The sequence below is a fragment of the Myxococcus sp. CA023 genome, assembly GCF_010998615.1.
Lineage (GTDB): Bacteria > Myxococcota > Myxococcia > Myxococcales > Myxococcaceae > Myxococcus.
Map to the genome: position 1 here is coordinate 14,061 of NZ_JAAEAH010000089.1, position 24,205 is coordinate 38,265.

Sequence of the window (24,205 nt, forward strand, 5' to 3'; positions counted from 1 at the left end):
AACATGCGAGGCTTCAGCTTGCGTGGTTCAGCCACCCGACTCGCCGTCCTGGGCCTGCTTCTGGCCTCGATGGCTGTGCACGCCGACCACGACCCGTTCGCTCGCGGATTCGACGCCGTTCCCGTCAAGGCCACCGCGGCTCAGCACAGCGGTATCGCGCTGGAAGGCACGAGCAACGCGCTGCCCGCTGGGAGCTTCCGCGCGGCGCTCTTGTTCGACTTCAACTGGCGCATCCTCGCCCTGAAGCTGGGCGACGAGAAGCTGGGCGACCTCTTGCCCTACCGGCTCGATGCGCACCTGCTGTTCGCCTATCAGCTCCATGAGCGCTTGGAGCTGGCGGTGGACCTGCCCGTCACGCTGCTCCAGGGTGACAACTTCCAATTGCTGCGCGACGCGCTGAACGCGCCCAACTTCCCGGGCGCCGCGGGCGTGGGCCGAACCACGCTGGGCGACATCCGCCTGCTGCCGCGCGTCCACCTGCTGGACCGCGAGAAGTTCCCAGTGGGCGTGTCGCTCGTCGCCGAGGTCCGGCTGCCCACCGGCAGCGCCTCCAGCTTCACCGGCGAGCGCGGCGTGCTCTGGGCGCCTCGCATCGCGCTGGAGCAGCGATTCACCGCCCTCCCCGTGCCCATCCGCGTGCTCGGCAACGTGGGCGTGCGGCTGCGGCCCCATGCGCAGTACCTCAACCTGCTCGTGGATGACGAGCTGACGCTGGGTGCGGGCGCCATCGCGGAGCTGCCCAACATGGGCCGCTTCACGGACGTGGAGGCCGTGGCGGAAATGCACCTGGGCACCCCGCTGGTGCGCCCCTTCAACTTCGACCAGGCCGACACGCTCAAGACGCCGTGGGAGGCGCTGGTGGGCGCCCGCGCCAAGGTCTGGGGCAACTGGGGCATGGAGCTCAACGTCGGCCGCGGCATCAACCTGTCCAGCGGCTATGGCCGCGAGGCCCTGCGGGTGATGTTCGCGGTGCGCTACGACGAGACGTTCATCGACTCGGACGGCGACGGCGTGCCCGACATCCGCGACCGCTGCCCCAACGAGCCCGAGGACATCGACGGATTCCAGGACGGCGACGGCTGCCCCGACCCGGACAACGACGGTGACGGCATCCCCGACGGCGAGGATGGCTGCGCCAACGAGAAGGGCCCCAAGCACACCAAGGGATGCCCGGACCCGAACTACGACACGGACGGCGACGGCGTCGTCGACGGCGAGGACGCCTGCGTCGACAAGCCGGGCCCCAAGTCCAACAAGGGCTGCCCGGAGGACGAGAACGACGCGGACGGCGACGGCATCCCCGACACGCTCGACAAGTGCCCGGACAAGCCCGGCCCGAAGGACTACGACGGCTGCCCGGACACCGACGGCGACGAGGTGCCCGACAACGAGGACGACTGCCCCGAGCAGTTCGGTCCGCCGGAGAACAACGGCTGCCCGTACGACTCGCCGCCGTATGTCGTCGTCGAGTCCGACCGCATCCGCATCAAGGGCAACGTGCTCTTCGAGACGGGCTCCGCCGTCATCCAGAAGCAGTCGTACCCGCTGCTGGACGAGGTGGCGACGGTGCTGCGGAAGAACCCGACGCTGGGTCCGGTCCTCATCGAAGGCCACACCGACAATCGCGGCTCGCGCGCCCTCAACATGGGCCTGTCCGACCGCCGCGCGAAGTCCGTGCTTGAGTACCTGGTGGCCAAGGGCATCGCGCGCAAGCGCCTCAGCTCCAAGGGCTTCGGCTTCGACAACCCGATTTCCACCAACGACACGGCGCTGGGCCGCGCGAAGAATCGGCGCGTCGACTTCCGGCTCGTGCGCGCCGAGATGGAGACGGAGAAGAAGGAGACCGTTGTCCCGGCGGGCCAGCCGCCGCCGCCGGGAACGACGCCGGCCAACGCGGCCCCGGGCAAGGACGGCAAGCAGTAGCCCACGCGAGCAGGGGCGGAGCGCCCGGGAGGCGCCCGCCCCACTCAGCGGACGGGCGCCACCAACACCTCGCCGACCCAGACCTGCTTGGGCGAGAAGCGGGCGCCGCTACACGCGACGGCGACACGGCCCTCGCAAGGATTCACGTAGACGAACTTGCAGTCGCCTCCGTTCTTCAGCCACGGCTCCAGCTGCGCCTCGCAGACGTGTTCCTTGTAGTGACACTCGTCGTGCATCTCGTTGCTCGCCCAGTAGAGGCAGTGCCGCCCCGTCGGGGCCCCCCCATCCGCCGGCGAAGGCGCGTTGGGGCAGTACCCCGCCTCTCCACGCCGCGCGGGGGTGGACGCGTCCTCCCTCGCTCCGGCCCCGTTGACGTGCATGTTGAAGCCCGTCTCCGTGTAGAACATCGGCGGTGTCTCCGCGTAGACGGCCTCGACGGGCGCCACCCATTCGCTGAGGCACGCCTGCAGCACGGTGCCGCAGCTCGGCTCCGAGGAGGGCAGGTCCGCGCACGGCCCGGCGCCGCGAATGACCAGGTAGTGGCCCCGGGGCGTGGGCTGGTGCTCCAGCGTCAGGGCTTCAGGCGTCACGTCATGGAACGCGGCGAGGTTGAAGTAGACGTTGGCGCGCGTCTTTGCGTCCGCGCCACTCGCCTTGAGCGCGCGCAGGTAGACGGCCAGGGCCTGCTCTTTCCGGCCCTGCTTCTGGAGACACAGCCCCAGGTCCGCCAACGTGGGGCCGTGCTCCGGCGCGAGCTTCGCGGCGCGCTCGAACAAAGGGCAGGCCTCGCCGAGCTTCTTCGCCCGGTAGAGCTTCGTGGCGCGCAGACGCAGCGCTTCGGCATCCTCCGCCTTCTTCGCGGCGCCGCCCTCCGGCGTGGCCGCGAGCAGGGACAGCGTCAGGAACCAGGACATGTGAAATCCCCCCTACTCAGGCGTCATGGCTGCTTCAGCGCGCGCTCGATGCGGCGGCGGATGCCGTCCTCGGACAGCGCGCCGCGCTGCGCGTCCATCACCTTGCCGTCGCGGTCCAGGAAGTAGAGTGTCGGCAGCGCGCTGACCTGGAAGGCCTGCGCCACGTTGTCGTCCGCGTACACCACGTACGGCGCCAGTTCCGGCAGGTGGTTGCGCATGAAGGCCTCCACCAGCTTGGGCGCGCGGTCGCCGTCATCCCGGCTGGCCGCCACGAAGACGAGCCCCTGCGGCTCGTACTCCTTGGCCAGCTTCACCAGCGCCGGCATCTCCTCACGGCACGGCGGGCACCAGGTGGCCCAGAAGTCCAGCATCACCACCTGGCCCTTCAGGTCCTCCAGCTTCATCGTGCCACCGCCATGGCGCGCCATCTCCATGGTCGGCGCGGTCGTCCCATCCGGCACCAGCCGGGCCCGCTGCGCTTCCAGCACGCCCAGGTACACCACGCCGCCCACGCCGAGCGCCCCCAGCAGTCCCAGTACCAGCTTCGTTCCGCCGCCCGCCTTCTTCGGGGCCGGAGGCGGAGCTCCGATGCTATCCGTCACGCGAATCCACTCCTGGTCAGGCGGCCATGCACCCGCCGCAGCACCCACCGCACACCCTCACGAGCCACCGGGCGCCGCGACACCCACACCGCCACGTCAGGGCCCCACCGATAGTAGCCCCGGATGAACACCCGACCCGGCGCGCTCTTCCGCAGCACGTCGTCGCGGTAGGCGCGGAAGGCCACGAGCTCCGGCGCGCCCTCGCCGAACGCCACCGTGGCCACGAAGCACGAGGACGCCGGGCTCACCCACATGAGCCGCTGGTTGGTGAGGTTCACCACCGCCTTCAGCTCGCGCGCCTCCGTGTAGACGAACGCCAGCAAGTCGCGCCGCGCTGAGGGGAACTCCTGGCCGCTGGCCTCCTCGAACTCGATGCGCGTGCTGCCCGTGGTGCCGACCTCGTCCACCGTGAAGAAGTACCGCTTGGAGCTGCGGCCGACCTCGACCTCCAGTCCGCGCAGCTCGCCGAAGTACGCCAGGAAGGGCGTGCGGCAGACCGGACAGATGAAGCGGTTGTAGGCGTGGCTGGTGAGGAACGCGTAGTCCCCCACCCGCTTGCAGCCCATGTTCGGACACACCAGCTTCACGCTCGCCTGAGGCGCGGGCCGCGGGTCATAGCGCGACACACGCGAGCCCTTGTCGAACACCGGCGGCGGACGCGGCGGCGACGTCACCAGGTGGCGCGTCGGGTGCGCGGCGCGCTCCAGCTCCTGCGCCCGGCGCCAGGCCGTCTCCGCGGCCTCCAGACGTCCGGCCGCTGTGTGGCAGAGCGCCTCGCCGTGGGCCAGCAGCGCGGCCACCAGCTTCTCCAGCGGGGCCACCGCCGAGACATCCCGCCCCGCGGCCAGCGCCTCCGCCAGCACCCGCTCGACTTCGGGGAGCAGGGCCTGGGCCGCCTTGCGGGAAGGGTCCTCCGCGCGGCGGTACACCGGCGGTTCGGGGATACGGACGAAGAGAGCCGAGGCCGCCGCGCGCACCCGCTCCACCGCCGCGTCGCCACGCCCTACGTCCAACTGCGCCGCCCGCTCACGGGCCGCCTGAAAGAGTTCTTCGGGTTGCAAGCGCGCGGACATTAAAGGCCCCACCCCGCGCTGTCAGCGCATTGGACACCGCAGCGGTCGGAAACTGGCCACGCCCTCTCCTTTGGTGTACGAAGAGGTAGGAGGCTGTGAGCGTGAACGCATTGAAGTTCATCGTCTGGACGTGCTGTGCGGTGGGGCTCGGCGTCTTCCTGGCTTCGGGCAAGGTGGATGGCCGCACGCCCTTGAACCACATGGAGCGAGCGTGGAGCCGCTCGGTGAGCCCTTCCACGGTTGATCGGCTCAAGGACGGGCTGGAGGACGCGTACGAGGACGCCAAGGACGCCGTCGCCGGAAACAAGGATTCGTCGCCTCGTGAGCGCATCAGCGCCGAGGACCGTGAAGCGGTGAACCGCATCATCGCGCAGAAGAAGTAGTTCGCCTCCGGGCCCGCTTCCCCTGGCCTCCCCTCCTCCTTAGGTTGCACGGGAGGCGGCTGGTCGGGGTGGAGGCGGGGCCATGGGCAGGGCGCGAGGCAAGAGTGTCATCCTGTTCGCCGCGCTGGTGTGCGCGCTGGTGCTGCCAGCGCAAGCCACCGGCCGCGAACGCAATCGGTTGTGGGTGGAGTCACAGAACCGCGCCCTCCAGAAGCAACGCTCCACGCTGAGCGAGGTCGCCCGGCGCGCCATGCCCTCCGTGGTGTCCATCACCACACAGCAGGTCGCCGACGTGCAGGCCGTCGCCGCTGGAGAAGAAGCGCAGAAGGGCATCGGCTCCGGCTTCATCATCCACCCAGACGGCTACATCCTCACCAGCGCGCACGTGGTGGAGGGCGCGGCGGAGGTCATCGTCTCCGTCCTGCACCCGCGCGGCTACGTGGAGGAGTTCGAGGCCATCGTGGTGGGCGAGGACGCCCGCACCGACTGCGCGCTGCTGAAAATCGCCGCGCCCCGCAAGCTGCCCGTGCTGAAACTGGCCTCCGCGTCGCACGTGCGCTCGGCGGACTGGATTGTCGTCATCGGCAACCCGTTCGGGCTGACCCACTCGGTGACGGTGGGCGTGGTCAGCTACATGGGCCGCACGGACGTGACGCCCAACGGGCGCGACGGCGACTTCGACTACATGCAGATGGACGCCTCCATCAACCCGGGCAACTCCGGCGGGCCGGTGTTGGACCTGCACGGTGACGTGGTGGCGGTGGCCAACGCGGTCAACGTGGCAGGCCAGGGCATCGGCTTCGCCATCCCCATCGACATCGCGAAGACGGTGATTCCGCACCTCAAGTCCCACGGCCGCGTGCGCCGCGGATGGCTGGGCATGAGCGTGCAGGACTTCTCTCCGGAGGTGGCCGAGGCCTTCAACCTGCAGCGCGGCCGCGGGGTGGTGGTGACGGACATCGTCGAAGGCGGCCCGGCCGAGCGCGCGGGCCTGCAGGTGGGCGACGTCATCGTCGGCGTGGACCAGCGACGTGTGCGCCGGGCGCATGCGCTGCGCTGGCAGGTGGCCGCCCGGGGCGTGGGCCGCGACGTGAAGTTCCAGGTCCACCGGCTGGGGCGCCCGATGAAGCTGACACTCAAGCTGGAGGAGATGCCGTCCGAGGAGACGCCGCAACCCACCATGGCCAGCAGCACCGCGCCCGGGCGGCACGCGGGAGCCCCTCAGCCAGTGATGGACGACCTGCTGTCGCCGGTGCCTCGCTCGAAGGGCCGCCAGGCGGCTCCGCCCTCGGGGGAAGCAGGCCCTGGGACGGGGGGTTCTGGAAAAAACGCCCCCGCGCCCTGAAGTCCAGGATGGGCGGTGATGAACCCTGGTTTCCCGGGCTCCTTGCGTTCGGGGGTCATGGGCGCTAGACAGTGCGCCTTTTTCCGTACCCTTGCGGCGGGTCCACCTCGGTGTGGCGCCGCGACTTCGCATCGTTTCGCAGGAGAGTTTCGCAATGGCCGAGGCCCAGACGACCCAGAAGCGCACCAGTTGGCCGCGTTTCGCCAAGAGCAATGGCAAGAAGGCGTGCACCGTGGAGGGCTGCAAGCGCCCGTACCGCGCCAAGAACTACTGCTACTTCCACTACAAGCAGTGGCGCCAGGGCGACCTGCCGCACAGCCGTTACCGCACCTGCTCCAAGCCGGAGTGCCGCGTGAAGACGTTCAAGGGCGGCCTGTGCGAGAAGCACCACGGCGAGGCCTTCAAGAAGGACGCGGCGTAGACCGCGACTCGCCGTCGGCGCCGGGGCGGCCTCTTCCTCAGGGAGAGGCGCCCCGCGTCACCGCGCGCTCCAGGTGCTTGAAGGCCGTGAGCCACAGCTCCGCCTCGCGCTGGGTCAGCCGCGCACGCATCAACGTCTGCTCCAGCTCGTTCAGCACATGCTGCGGCGCCTGCGGGTTGAGGAACTCCGCGAGCAGCATGACGTCCCGCATCCGCTTCGCCAGCGCACCCAGCGTACCCAGCTTCGCGCCCGGCGCCTCCTCCACCGCGGCCGTGGGCGTCAGCCCCTGACGGTGACAGAGGTACAGCAGCACCGCTGACGACTGCGCCAGGTTCATGGACGGCTGCACTGCCGACGTGGGAATCGCGAGCACGTCCGTGCACCGCGCCAGGTCCTCGTCGGACATGCCCCGCTGCTCGCCGCCGAAGACCAGCGCCACGCGTCCGCGCACGCTCTCCTCCGCCAGCCGCTGCATGGCCTCCTCCGGCGTCAGCACGGTGCGTCCCTTGAGCTGGGTACGAGAAGTCGTGCCCACCGCGTACACGCAGTCCTTCAGCGCTTCGCCCAGGTCGGAGGCCACCTCCATGCCCCGCAAGACGAAGTCACTCTTGACCGCGAGACGCTCCGCGCCCTCGATCGACTTCAGCACCGGCTCGGACAAAATCAGCCGTGAGTACCCGAAGTTGGCCATGATTCTGGCCACGGCGCCGAGGTTGTCGGTTGAACGCGTCTGATGAAGGACAACGGTAAGCTGCTCCCCTGGCCGCATGCGCTGAGTTTAGCTGGTTGATCCCGAAGCAGATCGGTATATTCCCGGTTGATGCGTCGCTGGCTCCCTGGGTTGCTCCTCTCTCTCGTGACGGTCCTCACCGCGTGTGGTGAGGCGGGTGCACCTGTCCGTGCCACGATGAGCGCGCGGCAGGCCCTCACCAACCCGCCGGAGTTCCTCGAGTTCGAGGCTCCCTCGACGCGGCTGGAGCTCTTCCGCGAGGTGGCCCGGCAGTCCGTCATCGAGGCCGGGCAGGCAGCCCAGGCCCTGGTCCTCTTCCCGGTCAGCCATCAGGGCGAGCTGCTCGCCGCGCCAGGCTTCGACCCGAAGATGGACCTGTTCCAGGCCCCCGACGCGGGTGCGCCCCTGGAGCTGGTGTTCGAGTCCGGCGGAGAGCGTTGGCCGGATGACCGCCGCGAGGGCCTTCAGGGCCTCTCCGAGCGTGAAGCCGCCGAGCTGGTGGCCCGCACGCTGCTCGCCCACTGGGGCATCGCGCCGAACAGCGCGGTCCAGGTGGACCGGGCGTCGGGCGCGCCTTATGCGGTCGCTTACGTGGACGGAATCCTGCGCATCAACCCAGCTTTCCTCTACCTGGCAGCGGCGTACGGTCCTTCTTCCCTGCCCGCTTCGCTCCAGTAGAGTCGCGCGCCTCAAGTCAGGCCCCGTTTCCTCTCGCCCTTCCCGCGAGAGAGAGGGGTCGCGAGGCGACAGTGAATACCTCCGCACTTCACGCGCAGCTTCCCCTCACCCTCCAGCAGACGGACCTGCCCGCGCTAGGCCAGCACTACCGTGGCAAGGTTCGCGAGACGTACCGGCAGGATGACCGGCTCATCCTGGTGACGACGGACCGGCTGTCCGCGTTCGACCACATCCTCACCACCATCCCCTTCAAGGGCGAGGTGCTCAACCGGCTGTCCGCGTTCTGGTTCGAGCGCACGAAGCACATCGTTCCCAATCACGTGCTGGACGTGCCCGACGCCAACGTCACCGTGGCGCGTGCCTGTCAGCCCTTCGCCGTGGAAGTGGTGGTGCGCGGCTACCTCACCGGCAGCCTGTGGCGCGACTACCAGAAGGGCACGCACACCGCCTACGGACTGCCCTTCCCGGACGGCCTGCGCAAGGACGAAGCCTTCCCCGCCCCCCTCATCACCCCGTCCACCAAGGCGGAGTACGGCCTGCACGACGAGCCCATCTCCGAGAAGGAGCTTCTGGCGCGGGGCCTGGCCACGCCTCGTGACTGGGCGCGCATCTCCGAGGCCGCGCTGGGCCTCTTCGCGGAGGGCCAGAAGTGGGCGCGCTCACGCGGCCTCATCCTCGTGGATACCAAGTACGAGTTCGGCAAGGTGGGCGACACGCTCTACGTCATCGACGAGATGCACACCCCGGACTCCAGCCGCTACTGGGTGGCCGACGAGTACGAGGCGCGCTTCGCGAAGGGCGAGGACCAGCGCATGCTGGACAAGGAGAACATCCGCCAGTGGCTCATCCGCGAGCGGAACTTCACTGGCCAGGGTACGCCTCCGCCCATCCCGGACGACGTACGCGTGGACCTAGCCGCGAAGTACGTGGCGGCCTACGAGCACATCACCGGCACCACGCTGACGCTGGAGCCGGGCGACGTGAAGGCCCGCATCGAGCGCAACCTGCGTGAGAAGGGCTACCTGAAGTAGCCCTCCTCCCTCACCGGCACGGGGCGCCTACGCGCTCCGGCCGAACACGCGCTGGAAGACGTCGTCCATGTGGCGCGTGTGGTAGCCCGGAGAGAAGCAGTCGGAAATCTCCTCGGGCGTCATCATCTTCCGCAGGTCCTCGTCCGCGAGCAGGGCCTGCCGGAAGTCGAGCCCTTCCTCGTACAGCTTCATCGCGTTGCGCTGGACGATGACGTACGCGGCCTGCCGGTCCATGCCCTTGCGCGCCAGCTCCAACAGGAGGCGCTGCGAGTTCACCACGCCGCCCAGCAGATCCAGGTTCTTCTTCATCTGCTCCGGGTAGACGCGCAGGTCCTCCATCAGCCGCGCGAAGCGGATGAGCATGAAGTCCGCGAGGATGGTGGCGTCCGGGCCGATGACGCGCTCCACCGAGGAGTGGGAGATGTCCCGCTCATGCCACAGCGCCACGTCCTCCATGGCGCTCACCGCATAACCGCGCAGCAGGCGCGCCAGGCCGGTGAGGTTCTCCGACAGAATCGGGTTGCGCTTGTGCGGCATGGCGCTGGAGCCCTTCTGTCCCGCGGTGAAGGGCTCCTCCGCCTCACGCACCTCGGTGCGCTGGAGGTGGCGAATCTCCACGGCGAACTTCTCGATGCTCGAGCCCAGCAGCGCCAGCGCGGTGAAGAACTCCGCGTGCCTGTCTCGCTGCACCACCTGGCTGGAGGCCGGCGCGGGCTTGAGGCCCAGCTTGCGGCAGACGTGCTCCTCCACCGCGGGCGGCAGGTGCGCGAAGGTGCCCACCGCGCCGGAAATCTTCCCCACGGCGATGACGTCCCGCGCGTGCTCCAGGCGCGTACGGGCACGGCGCAGCTCGTCGTACCAGATGGCCAGCTTGTGGCCGAAGGTGATGGGCTCCGCGTGGATGCCGTGGCTGCGGCCCATCTGCAGCGTGTGCTTGTGCTCGAAGGCGCGCTTCTCCACCGCGGCCATGACGCGGTCCACATCCTTCAGGATGAGGTCCAGCGCATCACGCAGGGTGAGCGCCAGCGACGTGTCCAGTACGTCCGACGACGTCATGCCCAGGTGCAGCCAGCGCGCGCTGGGCCCCACCCGCTCTTCCATGAAGGTGAGGAAAGCGATGACGTCGTGCTTGGTGGTGCGCTCAATCTCCTCGATTTTCGCCGCGTCCTCGGGCGTGAAGTCTCCGGCGCGAGCCAGGCAGTCCTGCAGCGCCTCGCGGGGCGCCAGCCCGGCCTCCACCATGCCCTCCAGGGCGGCGAGCTCCACGTCGCGCCAACGGCTGTAACGGGCCTCGTCGGACCAGAGGGAGGACATCTCCTGACGGCTGTATCGCGGAATCACTCGTAGACCTTCACGGCAAAGTCCCGCCGCGCCGCGAGCCGGAGAAGTTCCAGCACGGCGTCGGAGGACGGACCCAACTTCCTGGCGGCGGTGAGATTGAGAGACAAGTCCAACCCCTCAGGCTGAACCACCGCCAGCGCTCCTGGATTCACCTTCTCGTGGATGATGCGGTTGGCCAACCGCCCGGCCTGCTGGCCGATGGCCGTGGGACTGGGCGAGAGCGCCAACGTGGCCCCTTCCTTCACCTGACTGGGCGTTAGAGCGGCCAACGGCACCCGGTGCGCCGCCGCGAAGGCGATGAGCGCTTGGACGACCGCCGCGTTGCCCACCGTCTTGTCCGCCACCATCAGTAGCGCGTCCACCTTGCCCACCGCGCCGTCCAACGCCTTCTCCGCCCGGCCCCCCGCCTCCAACTCCAGCGGGAGGATGGACATGCCCCTCGAGGCCGCCGCCGCGCGGGCCTGCGTCACCGTCCCCGCGGAGAACCGCGGGTCATGCAGGATGCCCACGCGCTTCACCTTCGGCGACACGGCCTTGAGCGCCTCCAGCTCCGGCCCCATGTCGCTGGTGAGGGAGATGCCGGTGACGTTGGCGCCATCCAGGCCGTACTTCTCGTAGTAGGGCACCATGGCGAAGAGGACGGGCACGTCCTCGCCCAGCGAGCGCCGTGCGGCGTTGGCGGCCAGGGGGCCCAGGGCCAGCACCAGCGCGGGCTTCTGCGCCGCCAGCTTCTTGAAGAGCCGCGCGGCTGCGCCCGCGCTTTCGTCCAGCATGACCTCCTGCACCTCGGCCCGGGCCTCCGCCGCGAAGCCGGCGATGACGGAGGCATACGGCGCAAGGTGGGCGGACTTCACCGCCACCACGCGGGGACGGGCTGGCTGCTGCGCCACGACCACCGCCGGCAGCAGCGCGACGAGGAGCGCGGCGACGCAGCCCTTCATTGCCGCACGCTCGCGCAGCAGCGGAAGCCCACCGCGTTCGAGCGCACGGTGGGCACGCCGTTGCTCCGCGCCGAGCAACGTGACGCCGGGTCCGGCTGGTCGAAGGCGCCGCCCTTCAGCGCGTAGGCCTGGGCGCCGACACGGGTGGCCGTCCACTCCGCCGCGTTGCCCGCCAGGTCCATCACCGCGTAGCCCGACTTGCAGCGCTCGAAGCGCCCGGAGGCCGCCAGTCCCCCCGGGCTCGCCGCGGTGTTGCACGCGCCCACGGCCTGCTCCTCGCCGAAGGGGAAGCGCGAGTTGCCGGGGCCCTTGCATGCCTTCTCCCATTCCTCTTCCGTGCAGAGCCGCTTGCCCTCGCGCTCGCACGTTCCCCGCGCCTCTTCCCAGGCCACGGCCACCTTCGGCATCGCGCCAGCCCGGTTGGGGAATTCGTACTCATCCACGCAGAACGAAGACACCTGGATGCTCGCGACGGGGCGCTCGTCCGGGCTGGCCAGTGCGTCGTCGTCGCTCCGGCCCATCTTGAAGGCTCCGCCACTCACCAGCCGCATGCCCGCGGGACAGCCGCCCACGGGCGCCGCCAGCACTGCCGCGCCACCGGGCCCGGCAACAGGCGCCGTCCCCTGCCCTCTGGACTTCTGCAGCGCCTTGATGGCCAGGAAGCCCCCGCCCGCGCCCAACGCCAGGCAGCCGAGGACGAGCACCAGCAACCTCAACATGGAACGCTGGGGCTTCGCCGCGCGCGTGGCGGACCTGGTGAGCACCGCTCCGCGAGGCGCGGCGCGAGAACTGGAGACTTCCGACGGTTCGCTCCGCTTCGCGCCGGAACGAGAGCCCGGGTCTGACACCTCCGAACCCCGGCGGCGGGTGCGAACACCTGAGTCCTCGGAGGCACGGCCGCGAGCACGGCTGCCGGTGTCCTCGGCGCCGCCTTCTCGCGGACGAGATGGCGCCTCGTCCTGCGCGCCGTCGCGAGCACGCGACCGGGAGCGGCCCACCGCGGGCGCGGCGTCCAGCGTGGGCGCGGCGGGGCGGCCCGCGGGCACCGCTGGCGCCTCGTCCAGGGTCATCGCACTGGAGCGGCCATCGGTCACCGCGGGGACATCCAACTGCGTGGGCGCGGCGGAGCGGCTCGACGCGACCTCCTGCGCGGACGCGGCGCCACGCTCACTGGCGTCCTCGGAATCCTTCCGCGCTGGCGTGGAGCGAGAGGGCACGGGCGGAGACGACCCAGGCCGCGAAGCACTGCCCTGCGCCAAGGGTGCCGCCTTCGCGGCGACGGCGGGTGGCGCGATGAAGGGCAGCGCCTGTTCCGTCAGGTGCTGCGGCGCGGGCGAGGCCGCGGGCTTGCCCCGTCCCATGATGGCGGCCAGCGACGCCGCGTCCAGCGGCTGCGTGGCATCCACCGGTGGCGGCAGGTCCGGAATGGGCGCGGGCGGCTTGGGCGCGGCGACACCGGGCGGCGGAGGCAGGTCCTCCTCCTGCACGGCCGGGAGCATGCCCGTGGGCACCGGGGGCGGAGGCCTCGCCGCCTGCCTCGCGGTGTTCGCGGCCGACGAGCCCGGAGGCGCCGGGAGGCTCCGCGCGCGCGACACCACCGCGGCCGGTGTGCGCGCCAGGATGTTGGAGAACTCGGTGAGGAACTCACCCGCCGTCTTCGGACGGGCCAGCGGGTTGAAGTTGAGCGCGCGCCGGTACAGTGCCTCGATGGAGGTCGGCAGGTCCGGGTGGTGCATCGTCAGACCGGGGATGACGCCGTCCTCGGGCACGAGCCCGGTGAGCATCTCCCCCACGATGGCCGCGAGCGAGTACACGTCCATGCGCGTGTCCAACTCGCCGCCGCCCACGTACTCCGGCGCGATGTAGACGTCCGCGCGCTGCCCCTTCTGCGCCTGCACGAAGGGCAGGTGCGGCACGGCCAGGCCCAGGCCGTAGTCCGTCACCTTGAGCAGGTCCGGCAGGACGATGACGTTCTCCGGCTTGACGTCGGAGTGCGGTCCGAAGCGGTGCGCCGCGTCCAGGGCCGCCGCCATCTGCGACAGCAGCGGCTCCACTTCCTTCAGCGAGAAGAGCTGCCCCCGCGCGGTGCGCTGCTCCATCATCCGGCGCAGCGTCATGCCCTCCAGCAGCTGCATGGTGATGAAGGGCCGGTCCCCATCCACGCCCTCCTCGTACACGCGCAGGAGGTTCGGATGATTGAGCTTCTTGGCCACGCGCATGGACAGCGCGAACTGCATGCGCTCCTCGGGCTGCTGCACCAGGCGCGGGTGCACCGCCTTGAGCGCCACTTCGACGTCAATCTCCTCGTCCTGGGCTCGGAAGACGAAGCCCATGGGCCCGGAGCCCACCACTTCCTGGATGGCGTAGCGGCCGGCGACGACGTCCCCTGGCTTGTAGGGTGCGCCGTCCGCGCCGCGCCGGCGAGCCGCCCCGGCGGGAGGACGCGCCGAGGCATCGTGCTTCAGCCCGCAGGTGGGACAGGTGTCTTGGGAGGCAGGAACGAGGCTGCCGCAGCGGTAGCAAAGCAAAGCTGGCGTACTCCAGGAGGCAGTCGGGGGGCCACCTCGGGGGAAGGCCCAGCCTCTTATTCTGCACGCTCCCCTGTCATCAAGGAACGCCGAGCGAGGAAGTCAGCAACTAGCGTCCCGTGGACCCGAAGCCATTTCCACCCCGGGAGGTTTCCTCCAGCAGCTCCACCTCCTGGAGGGAGACCGGCGGCACGGCGGCCACCACCAACTGGGCCACGCGGTCGCCCCGGCGCAGGGTGAAGGGCTCGTTGGAGAGGTTGATGAGGATGACCTGCACCTCCCCCCGGTAGTCCGCGTCCACCGTCCCCGGCGAGTTGAGGAGCGTGACGCCATGCCGCAACGCCAGGCCCGAGCGCGGACGCACCTGCCCTTCGTACCCAGCGGGTAGCGCGAGCGCGAGCCCGGTGGGCACCGCCAGCCGCTCCAGGGGCCCCAGCACCCGCTCCCCGTCGATGTCCGCGCGCAGGTCCAGGCCCGCGGCCTGTGCCGTTTCGTAGCGGGGAAGTGGCAGGGGCTCCGCATGGGTGCGCACGCGGCGCACCTTCACCGTGAGGGGGGAAGACATGCGCTGGGACTAACACAGCTGCCGCCGCTTCGTGCCACGGCGGCGTGACAACCGCGCGCGTCGGCCCCTCAGGGCGCGGTGTCCTTCGCCACGGACCGCAAGGCGGTGCGGAACTTCAGCGGGTCCATGGGCCGCGCCGCCAGCTCCAGCTGGTAGTGCAGGTGGGGACCGGTGGAGCGCCCCGTGTTGCCCGAGTGCGCCACCAGTTCTCCCCGGCTCACGCGCTGTCCCACCTTCACCAGCAGCTCCGAGTTGTGACAGTACGCCGTCGTGACGCCCCGCCCGTGGTCCACCACGAGCACGCGGCCATTCACGGCGTCCTCGCTGGCACGCCGGACGACACCATCCGCCACCGCCACCACGGGCGTCCCCACCGGCACGCCCAGGTCCACACCGGTGTGCATCTTCCTGCGCCCCAGCACCGGGTGGAAGCGCTCGCCGAAGGGACTCGTTACACGCGCACTCTCATGAACGGGCCACGCGAGCCCGAAGGCGGTGGCCAGCGCCAGGGCCTGTGCGGCGCCCACGGACGCGTCCTCGAAGCCCGGCGGGAGCTGCCCCGACAGGCGCTCCAGCGTGGGCGCCCCACCCTCCGCCTCCACGCGCTCCAGCGCGTAGCGCGCGGGGACGCGGCCCGCGAAGAGCGCCGTGAGCCGGGCCTCCTCCCCTGGAAAGTCCTTGGCCAGCGCGGTGTGCAGGCTGCGCGCGGCCGCCGGGCCCGTCTGCGGATCCAACAGCGACGCGGCGGGGACGCCCAGCTCCGCGGCCAGCTCCAGCGCGGGCTGGCGGGCTCGCACCTGGGCGCCCTTGAGCGCCAGGTGGGTTCCCCAGGCCAGGGCCTCCGCGTTCGTGAGGGCCCGAGACAGAGGCACGTCGGGAGCCACCCATGTCGGTGACAGCGAGGTGCCGCTGACGCCGTCATAGTACGCGAGCAAGGGCCGCGCGCTGCTGCGCGTCCCCGTGGCCCATGCCGTGGCCTTGCGCACCAGCGCGCCCGCGGGCGTGTGGTGGTACGCCGCCCACAAGCACAGCGTCGCCATGCAGAAGTCCAACAGTCCTTTCGCCTGGCGCGGGAACATGGGCACCTACCGGAAGAAAGACAGCACGGGCGTCGCATCCACCACCGCCGCCACGGCCAGCGGCACCACCACCGCGCAGCCCAGCAGTCCGCGCCGCAAGGCCGCTCTGCCTCCGGCTTCCTCACACACCGCATCCGCGTGTTGCAGGTTGCGCAGCACCGCGCGCCACCCGAGCGAAACCAGGACGCCCACCAGCGAGGCCACCGCCAGTGCCCGCGCCGCCACGTCCGCGACACCATCCCCGAAGAGCTCACGCCAGGAGAGGTACACCGAGCCCTGGATGAGCTTGGCCACCGCGCACGCGCCCGCCAGCACCACGGCCGCCGTCGCCAGAGGCCGCAGCCACCGCATCGGCGTGGGCTTGCGCAGGCACCGCGACCACAGCTGACGCCACGTCGGACGCGCGGCCTTCTGGGGCTCCAGCACCACGCGCCATGCCTCCGCCAGAACCGGTGCGGCGGACTCCCGGTAGCCCAGCGCGGGCAGCGCCAACACCACGTCCGCGGCCAGCTCCCACGCGAGCGCGAGGAAGCGCGCAATCCGGGTGCGCTGCTCCAGCGATACCCACTCCACCAGGGGCGCCGTCAGCGAATAGCGACCCACGAGCGCGTCGAAGCCCGCGTCCACCCGGTCCACCAGCGCCAGCAACCGTTCATCCAGCGTGTCCGCCGCCGAATGCACCCCCACCGCCACCAACGCGACCAGGCCCAGCGGCATGAACGCCCAGCGGAAGGCCCCCAGGAAACGGGAGACGTCCGCCAGGAAGGGCGTGGACGACGAAGCAGGCGGTGGTCGAGGTGGCAAACAGCCTCCGTGCGGATGGGGCTCGCACCTCAACGCACGGCCCTCCCGGAAGTGTCTAAGCCACCCCGGCCCGAAACGAAAACACCCCCTCCCGCGCGGTGGCGGAAGGGGGCGTCATGAGCGCCGGGCTCTCAATCAAGGAGCCCGGGCTTTCGGGCGCGAATCAGGCCTTGGCGTCCGGCTGCGTGGGCGCGGGCGCCGGCTGCGCGGCGGCCTCACCCGCGGCGGCGCCCTGCTGCGCGGCGCGCTCCGCCATGGCCTCCTTGCGCGACAGACGAATCTTGCCCGTCTTGTCGATGCTGACGACCTTCACCAACACCTCGTCGCCCTCGTTCAGCACGTCGGAGACGCTCTTGACGCGCTTGTCGGACAGCTCGGAGATGTGGATGAGGCCGTCGGTGCCCGGGAACAGCTCCACGAAGGCGCCGAACTCGGCGATCTTGCGCACCGTGCCCGTGTAGATCTTCCCGATTTCCGCCTCGCGGGTCAGCGCCTGAATCATCGCGATGGCGGCCTTCACGGCCTCGCCATTCGCGCTGGCGATGTCCACGCGGCCCGAGTCCTCGATGTTAATCGCGGCACCCGTGCGGGCGATGATGTCCTTGATGACCTTGCCGCCCGGCCCGATGACGTTCTTGATGAACTCGGGACGAATCTGGATGGTGGTGATGCGCGGCGCGTACTGGCTGATCTCCTTGCGGGACTCGGCCAGCGTCTTGAGCATCTCACCCAGGATGTGGAGGCGGCCCTGACGCGCCTGCTCCAGCGCGCGGCTCATGATTTCCGTCGTGAGGCCGGTGATCTTGATGTCCATCTGGATGGACGTGATGCCCTTCGAGGTGCCGCACACCTTGAAGTCCATGTCGCCCAGGTGGTCCTCGTCACCGAGGATGTCGGAGAGGATGGCAATCTTGTCGCCCTCCTTCACCAGACCCATGGCGATACCCGCCACCGGGGCCTTGAGCGGAACACCCGCGTCCATCAGCGCCAGCGTGCCGCCGCAGACAGAGGCCATGGACGAGGAGCCGTTGGACTCCAGGATGTCCGACACCAGGCGCACCGTGTACGGGAAGGACTCGCTCTTCGGCACCATGTTGCGCAGCGCGCGCTCCGCCAGCGCCCCGTGGCCGACTTCACGGCGGCCCGGGCCACGCAGCGGCTTCGTCTCGTTCACGCTGAACGGCGGGAAGTTGTAGTGCAGCATGAAGCGCTTGAAGGCCATGCCGCCCAGCATCTCCAGGCGCTGCTCGTCATCGCTGGTGCCCAACGTGGTGACCACGAGCGCCTGCGTCTCGCCGCGCGTGAAGACGGCGCTGCCGTGGGTGCGCGGGAGCACGCCCACCTCGCACGTAATCTGACGGACCACGTCGTGGCCACGGTCGCCGATGCGGCCACCGTTGACCGTCATCTCGCGCATGTGCTCGTACTTCAGGTCCTCCACCACCGACTTGGCGTGCTTCTCCACCAGGGGGGTGTAGCCGTCGCCCAGCTGCTCCTTGAGCTTGGCGAGCGCCTCCTTCTTCGTCTTGCCGAGCGCCTCGTAACGCGCGCCCTTCTCCTTGATGCCGTAGCCCGCCTTGATGCCGTCCATGGCCAGCTCGCGCACCTTGGCGCGCAGGCCCTCGTCCACGGCGGCGGGCTTCTCGAAGGAGCGAACCTGCTTGTTCAGCTCGCGCCGCAGCTCGTCCTGCAGGTCCAGCGCGGGCTGCGCCGTCTTGAAGCCGAAGTCGAGCGCCGCGACCATGTCGGCCTCGGAGACCTCCTCCGCGCCACCTTCCACCATGACGATGGCCTTGCGGCTCACCGCCATGACCAGGTCCAGGTCGCTCTGCTCGCGCTGCTTCGCGGTGGGGTTGGCCACCAGCTGACCGCCGACGCGGCCCACGCGGATGCCGGCGATGGGGCCGTCGAACGGGATGTCCGACACCCACAGCGCCGCGGAGGCGCCGGTGATGCCGTGGATGTCACCCTCGTTCTCCGGGTCGGAGGAGATGACGCTGGCGATGACCTGCGTCTCGTACGCGTAGCCTTCCGGGAACAGCGGCCGGCAGGAGCGGTCGACCAGGCGGCTGGCCAGCGTCTCCTTCTCCGTGAGACGGCCCTCGCGCTTGAAGTAGCTGCCGGGGATGCGGCCAGCCGAATACAGCTTCTCCTGGTACTCCACCGTCAGGGGAAGGAAGTCGATGTCCTTCTTCTCCCGGGCGCTTACCGCCGTCACCAGCAGCATGGTGTCGCCATAGCGGACCACCACAGAACCGTCGGCCTGCTTCGCCAGACGACCCACTTCGATGCTCAGCTCGCTCTCGCCAATCTTGACGCTCTTCTTCAACATGTCCGTGCCTCTGGATCCTTCAGGGGCGAAGACCCCACCGCGCGCACCCGGTCCGAGAAATGGACCCGGCACCCCGGGAGGGCCCTCGGGGTGTATGAGCGGTCACCAGGGCCTGGAACAGGCGCCAGTTGAGGCAACCGCCAGCATGTACTGCGGAGGGCGCTTGCGGAGCGCCGGAGGGATGTCTCGGAACTTTTGATCCCTGGTCGCAGGGGCCGACCGCGGTCAGCCCATCCGAACGGAAACCAAAACCTCCGCAGCCACCACTCCCTTGCCCGCCTCCACCCACCGCGCTTCGACTGCTTCACGTCACTGCATTACGGCCTACGTCCTAAACGCGCGGGGCGCTGGTTTCTGCCAGCGCCCCGGGTCCTGCTCAACTGCCTACTTGCGGATGCCGAGGCCGTCGATGAGCTTCTTGTACCGCGCGACGTCCTTGGACTTCAGGTAGTCCAGCAGGCGGCGGCGCTGACCGACCAGCTTCAGCAGACCGCGGCGGGAGTGGTGGTCCTTCTTGTGCGTCTTGAAGTGCTCGGTGAGCATGGTGATGCGCTCGGACAGCAGCGCCACCTGGACCTCGGGGGAACCCGTGTCCGACTCGTGGGTCCGGAACTTCGACACCAGCTCCGACTTACGCTCCTGGTGCAGCGACATGAGACTCTTCCTTGCCCGCTCCGGTGGAGGTTGCTGCTCGCGTCACCACGGTCCGCGGAGGGGTACAGACCGGGTGCATCCATCTAACGAGCGGGGGGCTTATAAGCTTCACCCCCCGTGGGGTCAACCTTCGACGCCTGCCCGCCAGCCCCGGAAAGTCCGGGACCGTGAGAAGAGGTACAGCCACAACCCCGCGAAAAATCCCGGCGTTACACCAGGACGCGCAGATAGCGCAGGCGGCCACCAGCCACTTCGGCCACCGCCAGCAGCGCGTCGTCCGGGCCCATGACGCGCACCCGTCCCACCTTCCCGGCGGGGACCTCCACCGGGACACCGTGGGAGACGCGCTTGGCATCGGCGGCGCCCACCCGTACCTCCGGCAGTTCCACCAGCGCATGCGACATGGTCATCAGCCGGCTGGCCAGCGCGCCCTCCTTCAGCAGCTCCGGCACGTCCGCCAACGGCAGCGCCTGCGCCAGGGTGAAGGGGCCACTGGCGGTGCGCCGCAGGGCCTCCAGGTGGGCACCACAGCCCAGCGCCCGGCCCACGTCCTGGGCCAGGGTGCGCACGAAGAAGCCCTTGGAGCAGCGCACCGACAGCTGCAGGCGCTCGGCGGAGAAGTCCCGCAGCACCAACTCGTACACCGTCACCTGGCGGGCCGCGCGCTCCACTTCCTCGCCCGCACGGGCCAGTTCGTAGAGCCGCTTCCCGCCCACCTTGACGGCCGAATACATGGGTGGGACCTGATCGAAAGTGCCCCGGAAGCGCGCCAACGCGGATTCAATCAGCGCGGGCGTCAGGGCTGGTACGGGCGCCTGCGCCGTCACCTGCCCTTCCGCGTCCAGGGTGTCCGTCTCCGAGCCCAGACGCACCGTGGCGTCGTAGGCCTTGTCGCCCTCGGTGATGAAGCCCGCGACCTTGGTGGCTTCCCCCAGGCAGAGCGGCAGCACTCCAGTGGCCAGCGGGTCCAGCGTCCCCGTGTGGCCCACCTTCTTCAGGCGAAGCAGCGAACGCACCTGGCGGACCACGTCGAACGACGTGGGGCCGGTGGGCTTGTCAATGACGAGGACGCCGTCCATGGCACGCCAATCGTGGAGGCCCGGAGCTGGACCTACCAGCCTTCCTTGTTTCGGACTTCGCGCAGCAGGCGGTCAATCTTGTCACCTTCGCCAACCGATTCGTCGAAGGAGAAGAAGATTTCCGGCGACACGCGCAGGTTGACGGCGGACGTCACCTCGCGGCGCACGAAGCCCTTGGCGGCCTCCAGGCCCTTCTGCGTGTCCGCCCGCTCCTGCTCGCTGCCCATCATCGAATAGAAGACACGGGCCACGCGAAGGTCCGGGGAGACCTTCACGCCTGTAATCGTGATGTAGCCGATGCGCGGGTCCCTCAGCATGCCCCGGGTGAGCAAGTCACCGATGGCCGCCTGGATTTCCTGCCCCACGCGCTCCGGTCGGGAATGCGTCGTCATTTCTTCTCCCAGTCTCGCGGGTTGCGCAGGGAACGGGCCCGAGCCCGTGCCTCGTCGAACGTCATCCGTCCACCGCTCGACGGAGACGGGCGGCCCGTGCCGCCATCCATGCCACCTTCATGGCGGCTTTCCCACTCTCCCAACCCCTCCGCCTCCGCGAGCGAGCCGCGCTCGCCACGCAGGAAGCGAGCAATGGCGGCCTCCGAATGCGCCGCCGCCTGCTCCGGGGAAAGGTCCAACTCCTCCGCGTCCTCATCCACGGCCCGCGCCGAGAAGGAACCTCGCGAGGCCGCCTGGCCGCTCGCGAAGAGCTGGTCCCCGAAGCCGAGGATTTCCGTCTCCCGCGACAACAGCGGGGCGACGTACATCTCCTCGACGGAGTGGATGATTTTCTCCAGTTGCTCGTCCACGTGGCGTCGCTCGTTGCCCACCACCGCGAGCGCCAGTGACGCCTTCTGCCAGAGATCCTGGTCCTCGACCTCGGCCACCGCCACGTTGAAGCGGGCCTTGAGCCGGTCCGTCACCCGGCGGAGCACCTGCCGCTTGGACTTCAGCGAGCCACTGTCCGGAATCTGCAGGGTGAGGCGTGCAACACCTACGAACATGAATGTCCCCCTTGCCACGGGTGGCCACGCCTGAAGGCCGTGGCAACCCGGGCATCAGCACCCTGGGAAGATGGGGTCTTCCCAGGGTTTCAGGGAGGCGCCGGGGCTCTCCTGCGACTAGGTCAGGCTCTGCCGAGTCTCTTCGATCTCGTACGCCTCGATGATGTCACCGGGCTTGAGGTCGTTGAAGCTCTCGATGCCGATACCGCACTCGAAGCCCTGAGCGACTTCCTTGACGTCGTCCTTGAAGCGCCGCAGCGACGCCATCTTCCCGGCGAACAGCTGCTTGTTCTCGCGCATGAGGCGGACGATGGCGCCGCGCTTCATGACGCCATCCAGCACCGCCGCACCGGCGATGGTGCCCAGACGCGGCACGTTGAAGGTGTTGCGCACCTCCGCACGGCCCAGCTTGCGCTCGGTGCGGATGGGCTCCAGCAGGCCCTCCATCTCCGTACGAACCCCGTCGATGAGCTCGTAGATGATGGAGTAGCTCTTGAGCACCACTTCCTGGGCCTTGGCCGCGGCCTCCGCTCCGGACTCCGGGTTGACGTTGAAGCCCAGCACGACGCCCTTGGAGGCCGCCGCCCGCATCACGTCGCCCTCGGTGATGGCGCCCACACCGGAGTGGACCACCTCCACCTTGACCTTGTGGGTGGAGAGCTTCTGGACGGCCTGCCTGACGGCCTCGGCCGAGCCCTGCACGTCCGCCTTGATGACGACGCGCAGCTCCTTGGGACCACCGCCCGCCTTCGTCTTGGCGAACAGCTGCTCCAGGGACTCGCGGCTGACCTTGGACAGCTCGGTCTGCCGCTCCTTCATGTTGCGGTGCTCGGCGATCTGCTTGGCCGCCTTCTCGTCCGCCACCACGTTGATGGCGTCACCCGCGCCCGGCACGCCGGACAGACCGACGACCTCGGCGCAGTAGCCCGGCTTCACTTCCTTCACCTGCTCGCCGCGGCTGTTCGTCATCGCGCGGACGCGGCCGTAGTGCGAGCCGGTGACGACGGCGTCACCCAGCTTCAGCGTGCCTTCCTGCACCAGCACCGTGGCGACGGGGCCACGGCCGCGGTCCAGCTTGGCCTCGATGATGGCGCCCACCGACGGACGGCTCGGGTTGGAGGTCAGCTCGAGCACCTCGGCCTGGAGGGCCAGGTTCTCCAGCAGGAGCTCCAGGTTCTCCTTCGTCTTCGCGGAGACGGGCACCATGATGGTGTCCCCGCCCCACTCTTCCGGCACGAGCTCGTGGGTGGCCAGGTCCTTCTTCACGCGGTCCAGGTTCGCGGCCGGCAAGTCCATCTTGTTGATGGCGACGACGATGGGCACCTCCGCCGCCTTCGCGTGCTTGATGGCCTCCACCGTCTGGGGCATCACGCCGTCGTCCGAGGCCACCACCAGCACCACGATGTCCGTCACGTCGGCGCCACGGGCACGCATGGACGTGAAGGCCTCGTGGCCCGGCGTGTCCAGGAACGTCACGTCACCGCGCGCGGTGCTGATGCTGTAAGCGCCGATGTGCTGGGTGATGCCACCGGCCTCACCCTGGGCAACGCTGGCCTTCCGGATGGCGTCCAGGAGGCTCGTCTTGCCGTGGTCGACGTGGCCCATGATGGCGACGACCGGCGGACGGGGACGCTCGTCCTCGGGACGGGCCTCCACCTCGGGCAGGTAGTCCTCCACCTCGAAGCCCACGCGGTCGATCTTCCAGCCGTAGTCGCCGGCGATCATCTCCGCAGTGTCCGCGTCCACCAGCTGGTTCGCGGTGGCCATCTTCCCCAGGCCCATCAGCTTCTTGATGAGCTCGGCGCTGCGCACACCCATGCGCTGGCCCAGGTCGGACACGGAGATGCCCTCCTGCAGCTTGATGACCTTCTTCTCCTCGGCCATCTGGGTGATCTGCGTCTTGGCGCCCTTCTTCGTGGGCTTGCGCTTCTTGCCACGGATGGGGATGGTGACGCGGCCCCAGACCATGTCCGTCAGTTCCTGCTTGGACACGCTCTGCGTATCACCGCTGGTGCGCTTGCGCTGGCCACGCTCCTTGTTCTTGGAGACGTCCACCAGCTCGCGGCCACGGCCCAGGTGGTCCGGGACCACCTTGTACTCACGCCGCTCGGGGATGCCCGTGCGGCCCGGTGCCATGGGGTACTGCTTGGCCTGACCGGCCGTGGGCGTCACGCGGCGCACCTGGATGAGCGGGCGCGAGATGACGACGGCCTGGGTCGCCGTGGGACGGGCCGTGCCCGTGGGCGACACCTGGGCGTGCGGCACGCCGCCGACCATGATGGTGGGGCCCTGCGGCGTCGGAGAAGCCGAGGCCGAGGCCTGCACACCCGTGCCGGGCGCCGAGGTCGGACGCACCGGTCCCTGACCGGGACGCCCGGAGCCCTGATAGGAGCCCGGTCCCTGGTAGGACGGACGACCACCCGGACTACCGGGACGACCACCCGGGCCGCCCGGACCACCGGGACGACCACCCGGGCCGCCCGGACCACCGGGGCGACCACCCGGGCCGCCCGGACCACCGGGACGACCACCCGGACCACCCGGGCCACCCGGACGACCACCACCGGGTCCACCACGCTGCTGGTAGCCAGGCGCGGGGCCCCGGGAGACGACGGTCGCGGACGAAGGAGTGCTCGAAGACGTCCGGACTGCCGGCGGTACCGGTGAGCGTGGGGGGGGTTGGGGCAAGGTGGTGCTCTCCTGAACAGAGGGACGAGGCTGCGCGGCGGCGGGAGCCGGCACGGCAGCGCGGGGAGCCTCCACCGGGGCCTGAGGGGCCTCGGTG

22 protein-coding genes are annotated in these 24,205 nt (G+C 69.7%); 6 read left to right on the plus strand and 16 right to left on the minus strand.

Features of this window, described 5'->3' with window-relative positions:
• The first annotated feature begins 3 nt into the window (after positions 1-3).
• Positions 4-1,923: an OmpA family protein gene (locus F8M74_RS31070; protein ID WP_141256306.1), complete on the plus strand. Its 1,920-nt coding sequence runs from the start codon at positions 4-6 to the stop codon at positions 1,921-1,923.
• 44 nt (positions 1,924-1,967) lie between these two features.
• Here F8M74_RS31070 and F8M74_RS31075 read toward each other — a convergent pair whose 3' ends face one another.
• Genes F8M74_RS31075 through F8M74_RS31085 form a run of 3 tightly spaced genes read right to left on the minus strand, consistent with a single transcriptional unit; the run spans position 1,968 to position 4,512 of the window.
• A complete protein-coding gene (locus tag F8M74_RS31075) occupies positions 1,968-2,837 on the minus strand; it encodes a tetratricopeptide repeat protein (RefSeq protein WP_141256307.1) in 870 nt (289 codons plus the stop codon).
• Positions 2,838-2,860: 23 nt separating this feature from the next.
• Positions 2,861-3,439, minus strand: coding sequence for a TlpA disulfide reductase family protein (locus F8M74_RS31080; protein WP_141256308.1), 579 nt, complete (start codon positions 3,437-3,439; stop codon positions 2,861-2,863).
• Positions 3,436-4,512, minus strand: a complete 1,077-nt coding sequence (locus F8M74_RS31085; RefSeq protein ID WP_141256309.1) for a CFI-box-CTERM domain-containing protein — start codon at positions 4,510-4,512, stop codon at positions 3,436-3,438. The genes F8M74_RS31080 and F8M74_RS31085 overlap by 4 nt, the downstream gene beginning before the upstream one ends.
• 95 nt (positions 4,513-4,607) lie before the next feature.
• On the opposite strand from F8M74_RS31085, the gene F8M74_RS31090 reads away from it, so the two are divergent.
• The 3 genes from F8M74_RS31090 to F8M74_RS31100 all read left to right on the plus strand — a co-directional run bounded on the left by F8M74_RS31090 (position 4,608) and on the right by F8M74_RS31100 (position 6,661).
• Positions 4,608-4,895 carry a hypothetical protein gene (locus F8M74_RS31090; protein ID WP_011552170.1) on the plus strand — a complete coding sequence of 96 codons (288 nt, stop codon included), beginning with the start codon at positions 4,608-4,610 and terminating at the stop codon, positions 4,893-4,895.
• Between the two features lie 82 nt (positions 4,896-4,977).
• On the plus strand, positions 4,978-6,240 hold the full coding sequence (locus tag F8M74_RS31095) for a S1C family serine protease (RefSeq protein ID WP_141256310.1): 1,263 nt from the start codon (positions 4,978-4,980) through the stop codon (positions 6,238-6,240).
• Positions 6,241-6,394: 154 nt separating this feature from the next.
• Positions 6,395-6,661: a vegetative protein gene (locus F8M74_RS31100; RefSeq protein WP_140789263.1), complete on the plus strand. Its 267-nt coding sequence runs from the start codon at positions 6,395-6,397 to the stop codon at positions 6,659-6,661.
• A gap of 37 nt (positions 6,662-6,698) precedes the next feature.
• On the opposite strand, the gene F8M74_RS31105 is transcribed toward F8M74_RS31100, so the two are convergent.
• Complete coding sequence (locus tag F8M74_RS31105) at positions 6,699-7,430, minus strand: RNA methyltransferase (RefSeq protein WP_141256311.1); 732 nt, start codon at positions 7,428-7,430, stop codon at positions 6,699-6,701.
• Between the two features lie 51 nt (positions 7,431-7,481).
• On the opposite strand from F8M74_RS31105, the gene F8M74_RS31110 reads away from it, so the two are divergent.
• Positions 7,482-8,069: a hypothetical protein gene (locus F8M74_RS31110; protein ID WP_043613242.1), complete on the plus strand. Its 588-nt coding sequence runs from the start codon at positions 7,482-7,484 to the stop codon at positions 8,067-8,069.
• A 71-nt stretch (positions 8,070-8,140) separates the two neighbouring features.
• Positions 8,141-9,100, plus strand: a complete 960-nt coding sequence (locus F8M74_RS31115; RefSeq protein ID WP_141256312.1) for a phosphoribosylaminoimidazolesuccinocarboxamide synthase — start codon at positions 8,141-8,143, stop codon at positions 9,098-9,100.
• A 27-nt stretch (positions 9,101-9,127) separates the two neighbouring features.
• Here the strand turns inward: F8M74_RS31115 and purB are convergent, their stop codons facing one another.
• From purB to infB, 12 genes are all read right to left on the minus strand, one after another.
• Positions 9,128-10,441 carry an adenylosuccinate lyase gene (gene purB, locus F8M74_RS31120; protein WP_090492021.1) on the minus strand — a complete coding sequence of 438 codons (1,314 nt, stop codon included), beginning with the start codon at positions 10,439-10,441 and terminating at the stop codon, positions 9,128-9,130.
• Positions 10,438-11,382: an ABC transporter substrate-binding protein gene (locus F8M74_RS31125; RefSeq protein WP_171410397.1), complete on the minus strand. Its 945-nt coding sequence runs from the start codon at positions 11,380-11,382 to the stop codon at positions 10,438-10,440. The genes purB and F8M74_RS31125 overlap by 4 nt, the downstream gene beginning before the upstream one ends.
• On the minus strand, positions 11,379-13,910 hold the full coding sequence (locus tag F8M74_RS31130) for a bifunctional serine/threonine-protein kinase/formylglycine-generating enzyme family protein (protein ID WP_141256314.1): 2,532 nt from the start codon (positions 13,908-13,910) through the stop codon (positions 11,379-11,381). Before F8M74_RS31130 ends, F8M74_RS31125 begins: the two co-directional genes overlap by 4 nt.
• Positions 13,911-14,019: 109 nt before the next feature.
• Positions 14,020-14,475 carry a dUTP diphosphatase gene (dut, locus tag F8M74_RS31135; RefSeq protein WP_141256315.1) on the minus strand — a complete coding sequence of 152 codons (456 nt, stop codon included), beginning with the start codon at positions 14,473-14,475 and terminating at the stop codon, positions 14,020-14,022.
• Positions 14,476-14,543: 68 nt separating this feature from the next.
• Complete coding sequence (locus F8M74_RS31140) at positions 14,544-15,554, minus strand: M23 family metallopeptidase (protein ID WP_171410398.1); 1,011 nt, start codon at positions 15,552-15,554, stop codon at positions 14,544-14,546.
• A gap of 6 nt (positions 15,555-15,560) precedes the next feature.
• Positions 15,561-16,358 carry a hypothetical protein gene (locus F8M74_RS31145; RefSeq protein WP_141256317.1) on the minus strand — a complete coding sequence of 266 codons (798 nt, stop codon included), beginning with the start codon at positions 16,356-16,358 and terminating at the stop codon, positions 15,561-15,563.
• Between the two features lie 163 nt (positions 16,359-16,521).
• Entirely contained in the window at positions 16,522-18,690 is a 2,169-nt protein-coding gene (gene pnp / locus F8M74_RS31150; protein WP_141256318.1) for a polyribonucleotide nucleotidyltransferase, read from the minus strand.
• Between the two features lie 384 nt (positions 18,691-19,074).
• Complete coding sequence (gene rpsO / locus F8M74_RS31155; RefSeq protein ID WP_011552156.1) at positions 19,075-19,344, minus strand: 30S ribosomal protein S15; 270 nt, start codon at positions 19,342-19,344, stop codon at positions 19,075-19,077.
• Between the two features lie 209 nt (positions 19,345-19,553).
• Positions 19,554-20,423 (minus strand): tRNA pseudouridine(55) synthase TruB, encoded by an 870-nt coding sequence (gene truB / locus F8M74_RS31160; protein ID WP_141256319.1) that lies wholly within the window; start codon positions 20,421-20,423, stop codon positions 19,554-19,556.
• Between the two features lie 32 nt (positions 20,424-20,455).
• The gene (rbfA, locus tag F8M74_RS31165) at positions 20,456-20,815 is read right to left on the minus strand and encodes a 30S ribosome-binding factor RbfA (protein ID WP_013938669.1); all 360 of its coding nucleotides are present in this window, start codon (positions 20,813-20,815) and stop codon (positions 20,456-20,458) included.
• Positions 20,812-21,420 carry a DUF503 domain-containing protein gene (locus tag F8M74_RS31170; RefSeq protein ID WP_141256320.1) on the minus strand — a complete coding sequence of 203 codons (609 nt, stop codon included), beginning with the start codon at positions 21,418-21,420 and terminating at the stop codon, positions 20,812-20,814. Before F8M74_RS31170 ends, rbfA begins: the two co-directional genes overlap by 4 nt.
• 117 nt (positions 21,421-21,537) lie before the next feature.
• Positions 21,538-24,205: translation initiation factor IF-2 (infB, locus tag F8M74_RS31175; RefSeq protein WP_163884639.1), on the minus strand; the 2,668-nt coding region annotated here is incomplete at its 5' end.

What these genes read in the sequence shown, in the direction of transcription:
- F8M74_RS31070 (WP_141256306.1), top strand. Translation starts at nt 4, where the DNA reads ATGCGAGGCTTCAGCTTGCGTGGTTCAGCCACCCGACTCGCCGTCCTG.
- F8M74_RS31075 (WP_141256307.1), bottom strand. Translation starts at nt 2,837, where the DNA reads ATGTCCTGGTTCCTGACGCTGTCCCTGCTCGCGGCCACGCCGGAGGGC.
- F8M74_RS31085 (WP_141256309.1), bottom strand. Translation starts at nt 4,512, where the DNA reads ATGTCCGCGCGCTTGCAACCCGAAGAACTCTTTCAGGCGGCCCGTGAG.
- F8M74_RS31095 (WP_141256310.1), top strand. Translation starts at nt 4,978, where the DNA reads ATGGGCAGGGCGCGAGGCAAGAGTGTCATCCTGTTCGCCGCGCTGGTG.
- F8M74_RS31100 (WP_140789263.1), top strand. Translation starts at nt 6,395, where the DNA reads ATGGCCGAGGCCCAGACGACCCAGAAGCGCACCAGTTGGCCGCGTTTC.
- F8M74_RS31105 (WP_141256311.1), bottom strand. Translation starts at nt 7,430, where the DNA reads ATGCGGCCAGGGGAGCAGCTTACCGTTGTCCTTCATCAGACGCGTTCA.
- F8M74_RS31110 (WP_043613242.1), top strand. Translation starts at nt 7,482, where the DNA reads ATGCGTCGCTGGCTCCCTGGGTTGCTCCTCTCTCTCGTGACGGTCCTC.
- F8M74_RS31125 (WP_171410397.1), bottom strand. Translation starts at nt 11,382, where the DNA reads ATGAAGGGCTGCGTCGCCGCGCTCCTCGTCGCGCTGCTGCCGGCGGTG.
- dut (WP_141256315.1), bottom strand. Translation starts at nt 14,475, where the DNA reads ATGTCTTCCCCCCTCACGGTGAAGGTGCGCCGCGTGCGCACCCATGCG.
- F8M74_RS31140 (WP_171410398.1), bottom strand. Translation starts at nt 15,554, where the DNA reads ATGTTCCCGCGCCAGGCGAAAGGACTGTTGGACTTCTGCATGGCGACG.
- pnp (WP_141256318.1), bottom strand. Translation starts at nt 18,690, where the DNA reads ATGTTGAAGAAGAGCGTCAAGATTGGCGAGAGCGAGCTGAGCATCGAA.
- rpsO (WP_011552156.1), bottom strand. Translation starts at nt 19,344, where the DNA reads ATGTCGCTGCACCAGGAGCGTAAGTCGGAGCTGGTGTCGAAGTTCCGG.
- truB (WP_141256319.1), bottom strand. Translation starts at nt 20,423, where the DNA reads ATGGACGGCGTCCTCGTCATTGACAAGCCCACCGGCCCCACGTCGTTC.
- rbfA (WP_013938669.1), bottom strand. Translation starts at nt 20,815, where the DNA reads ATGACGACGCATTCCCGACCGGAGCGCGTGGGGCAGGAAATCCAGGCG.
- F8M74_RS31170 (WP_141256320.1), bottom strand. Translation starts at nt 21,420, where the DNA reads ATGTTCGTAGGTGTTGCACGCCTCACCCTGCAGATTCCGGACAGTGGC.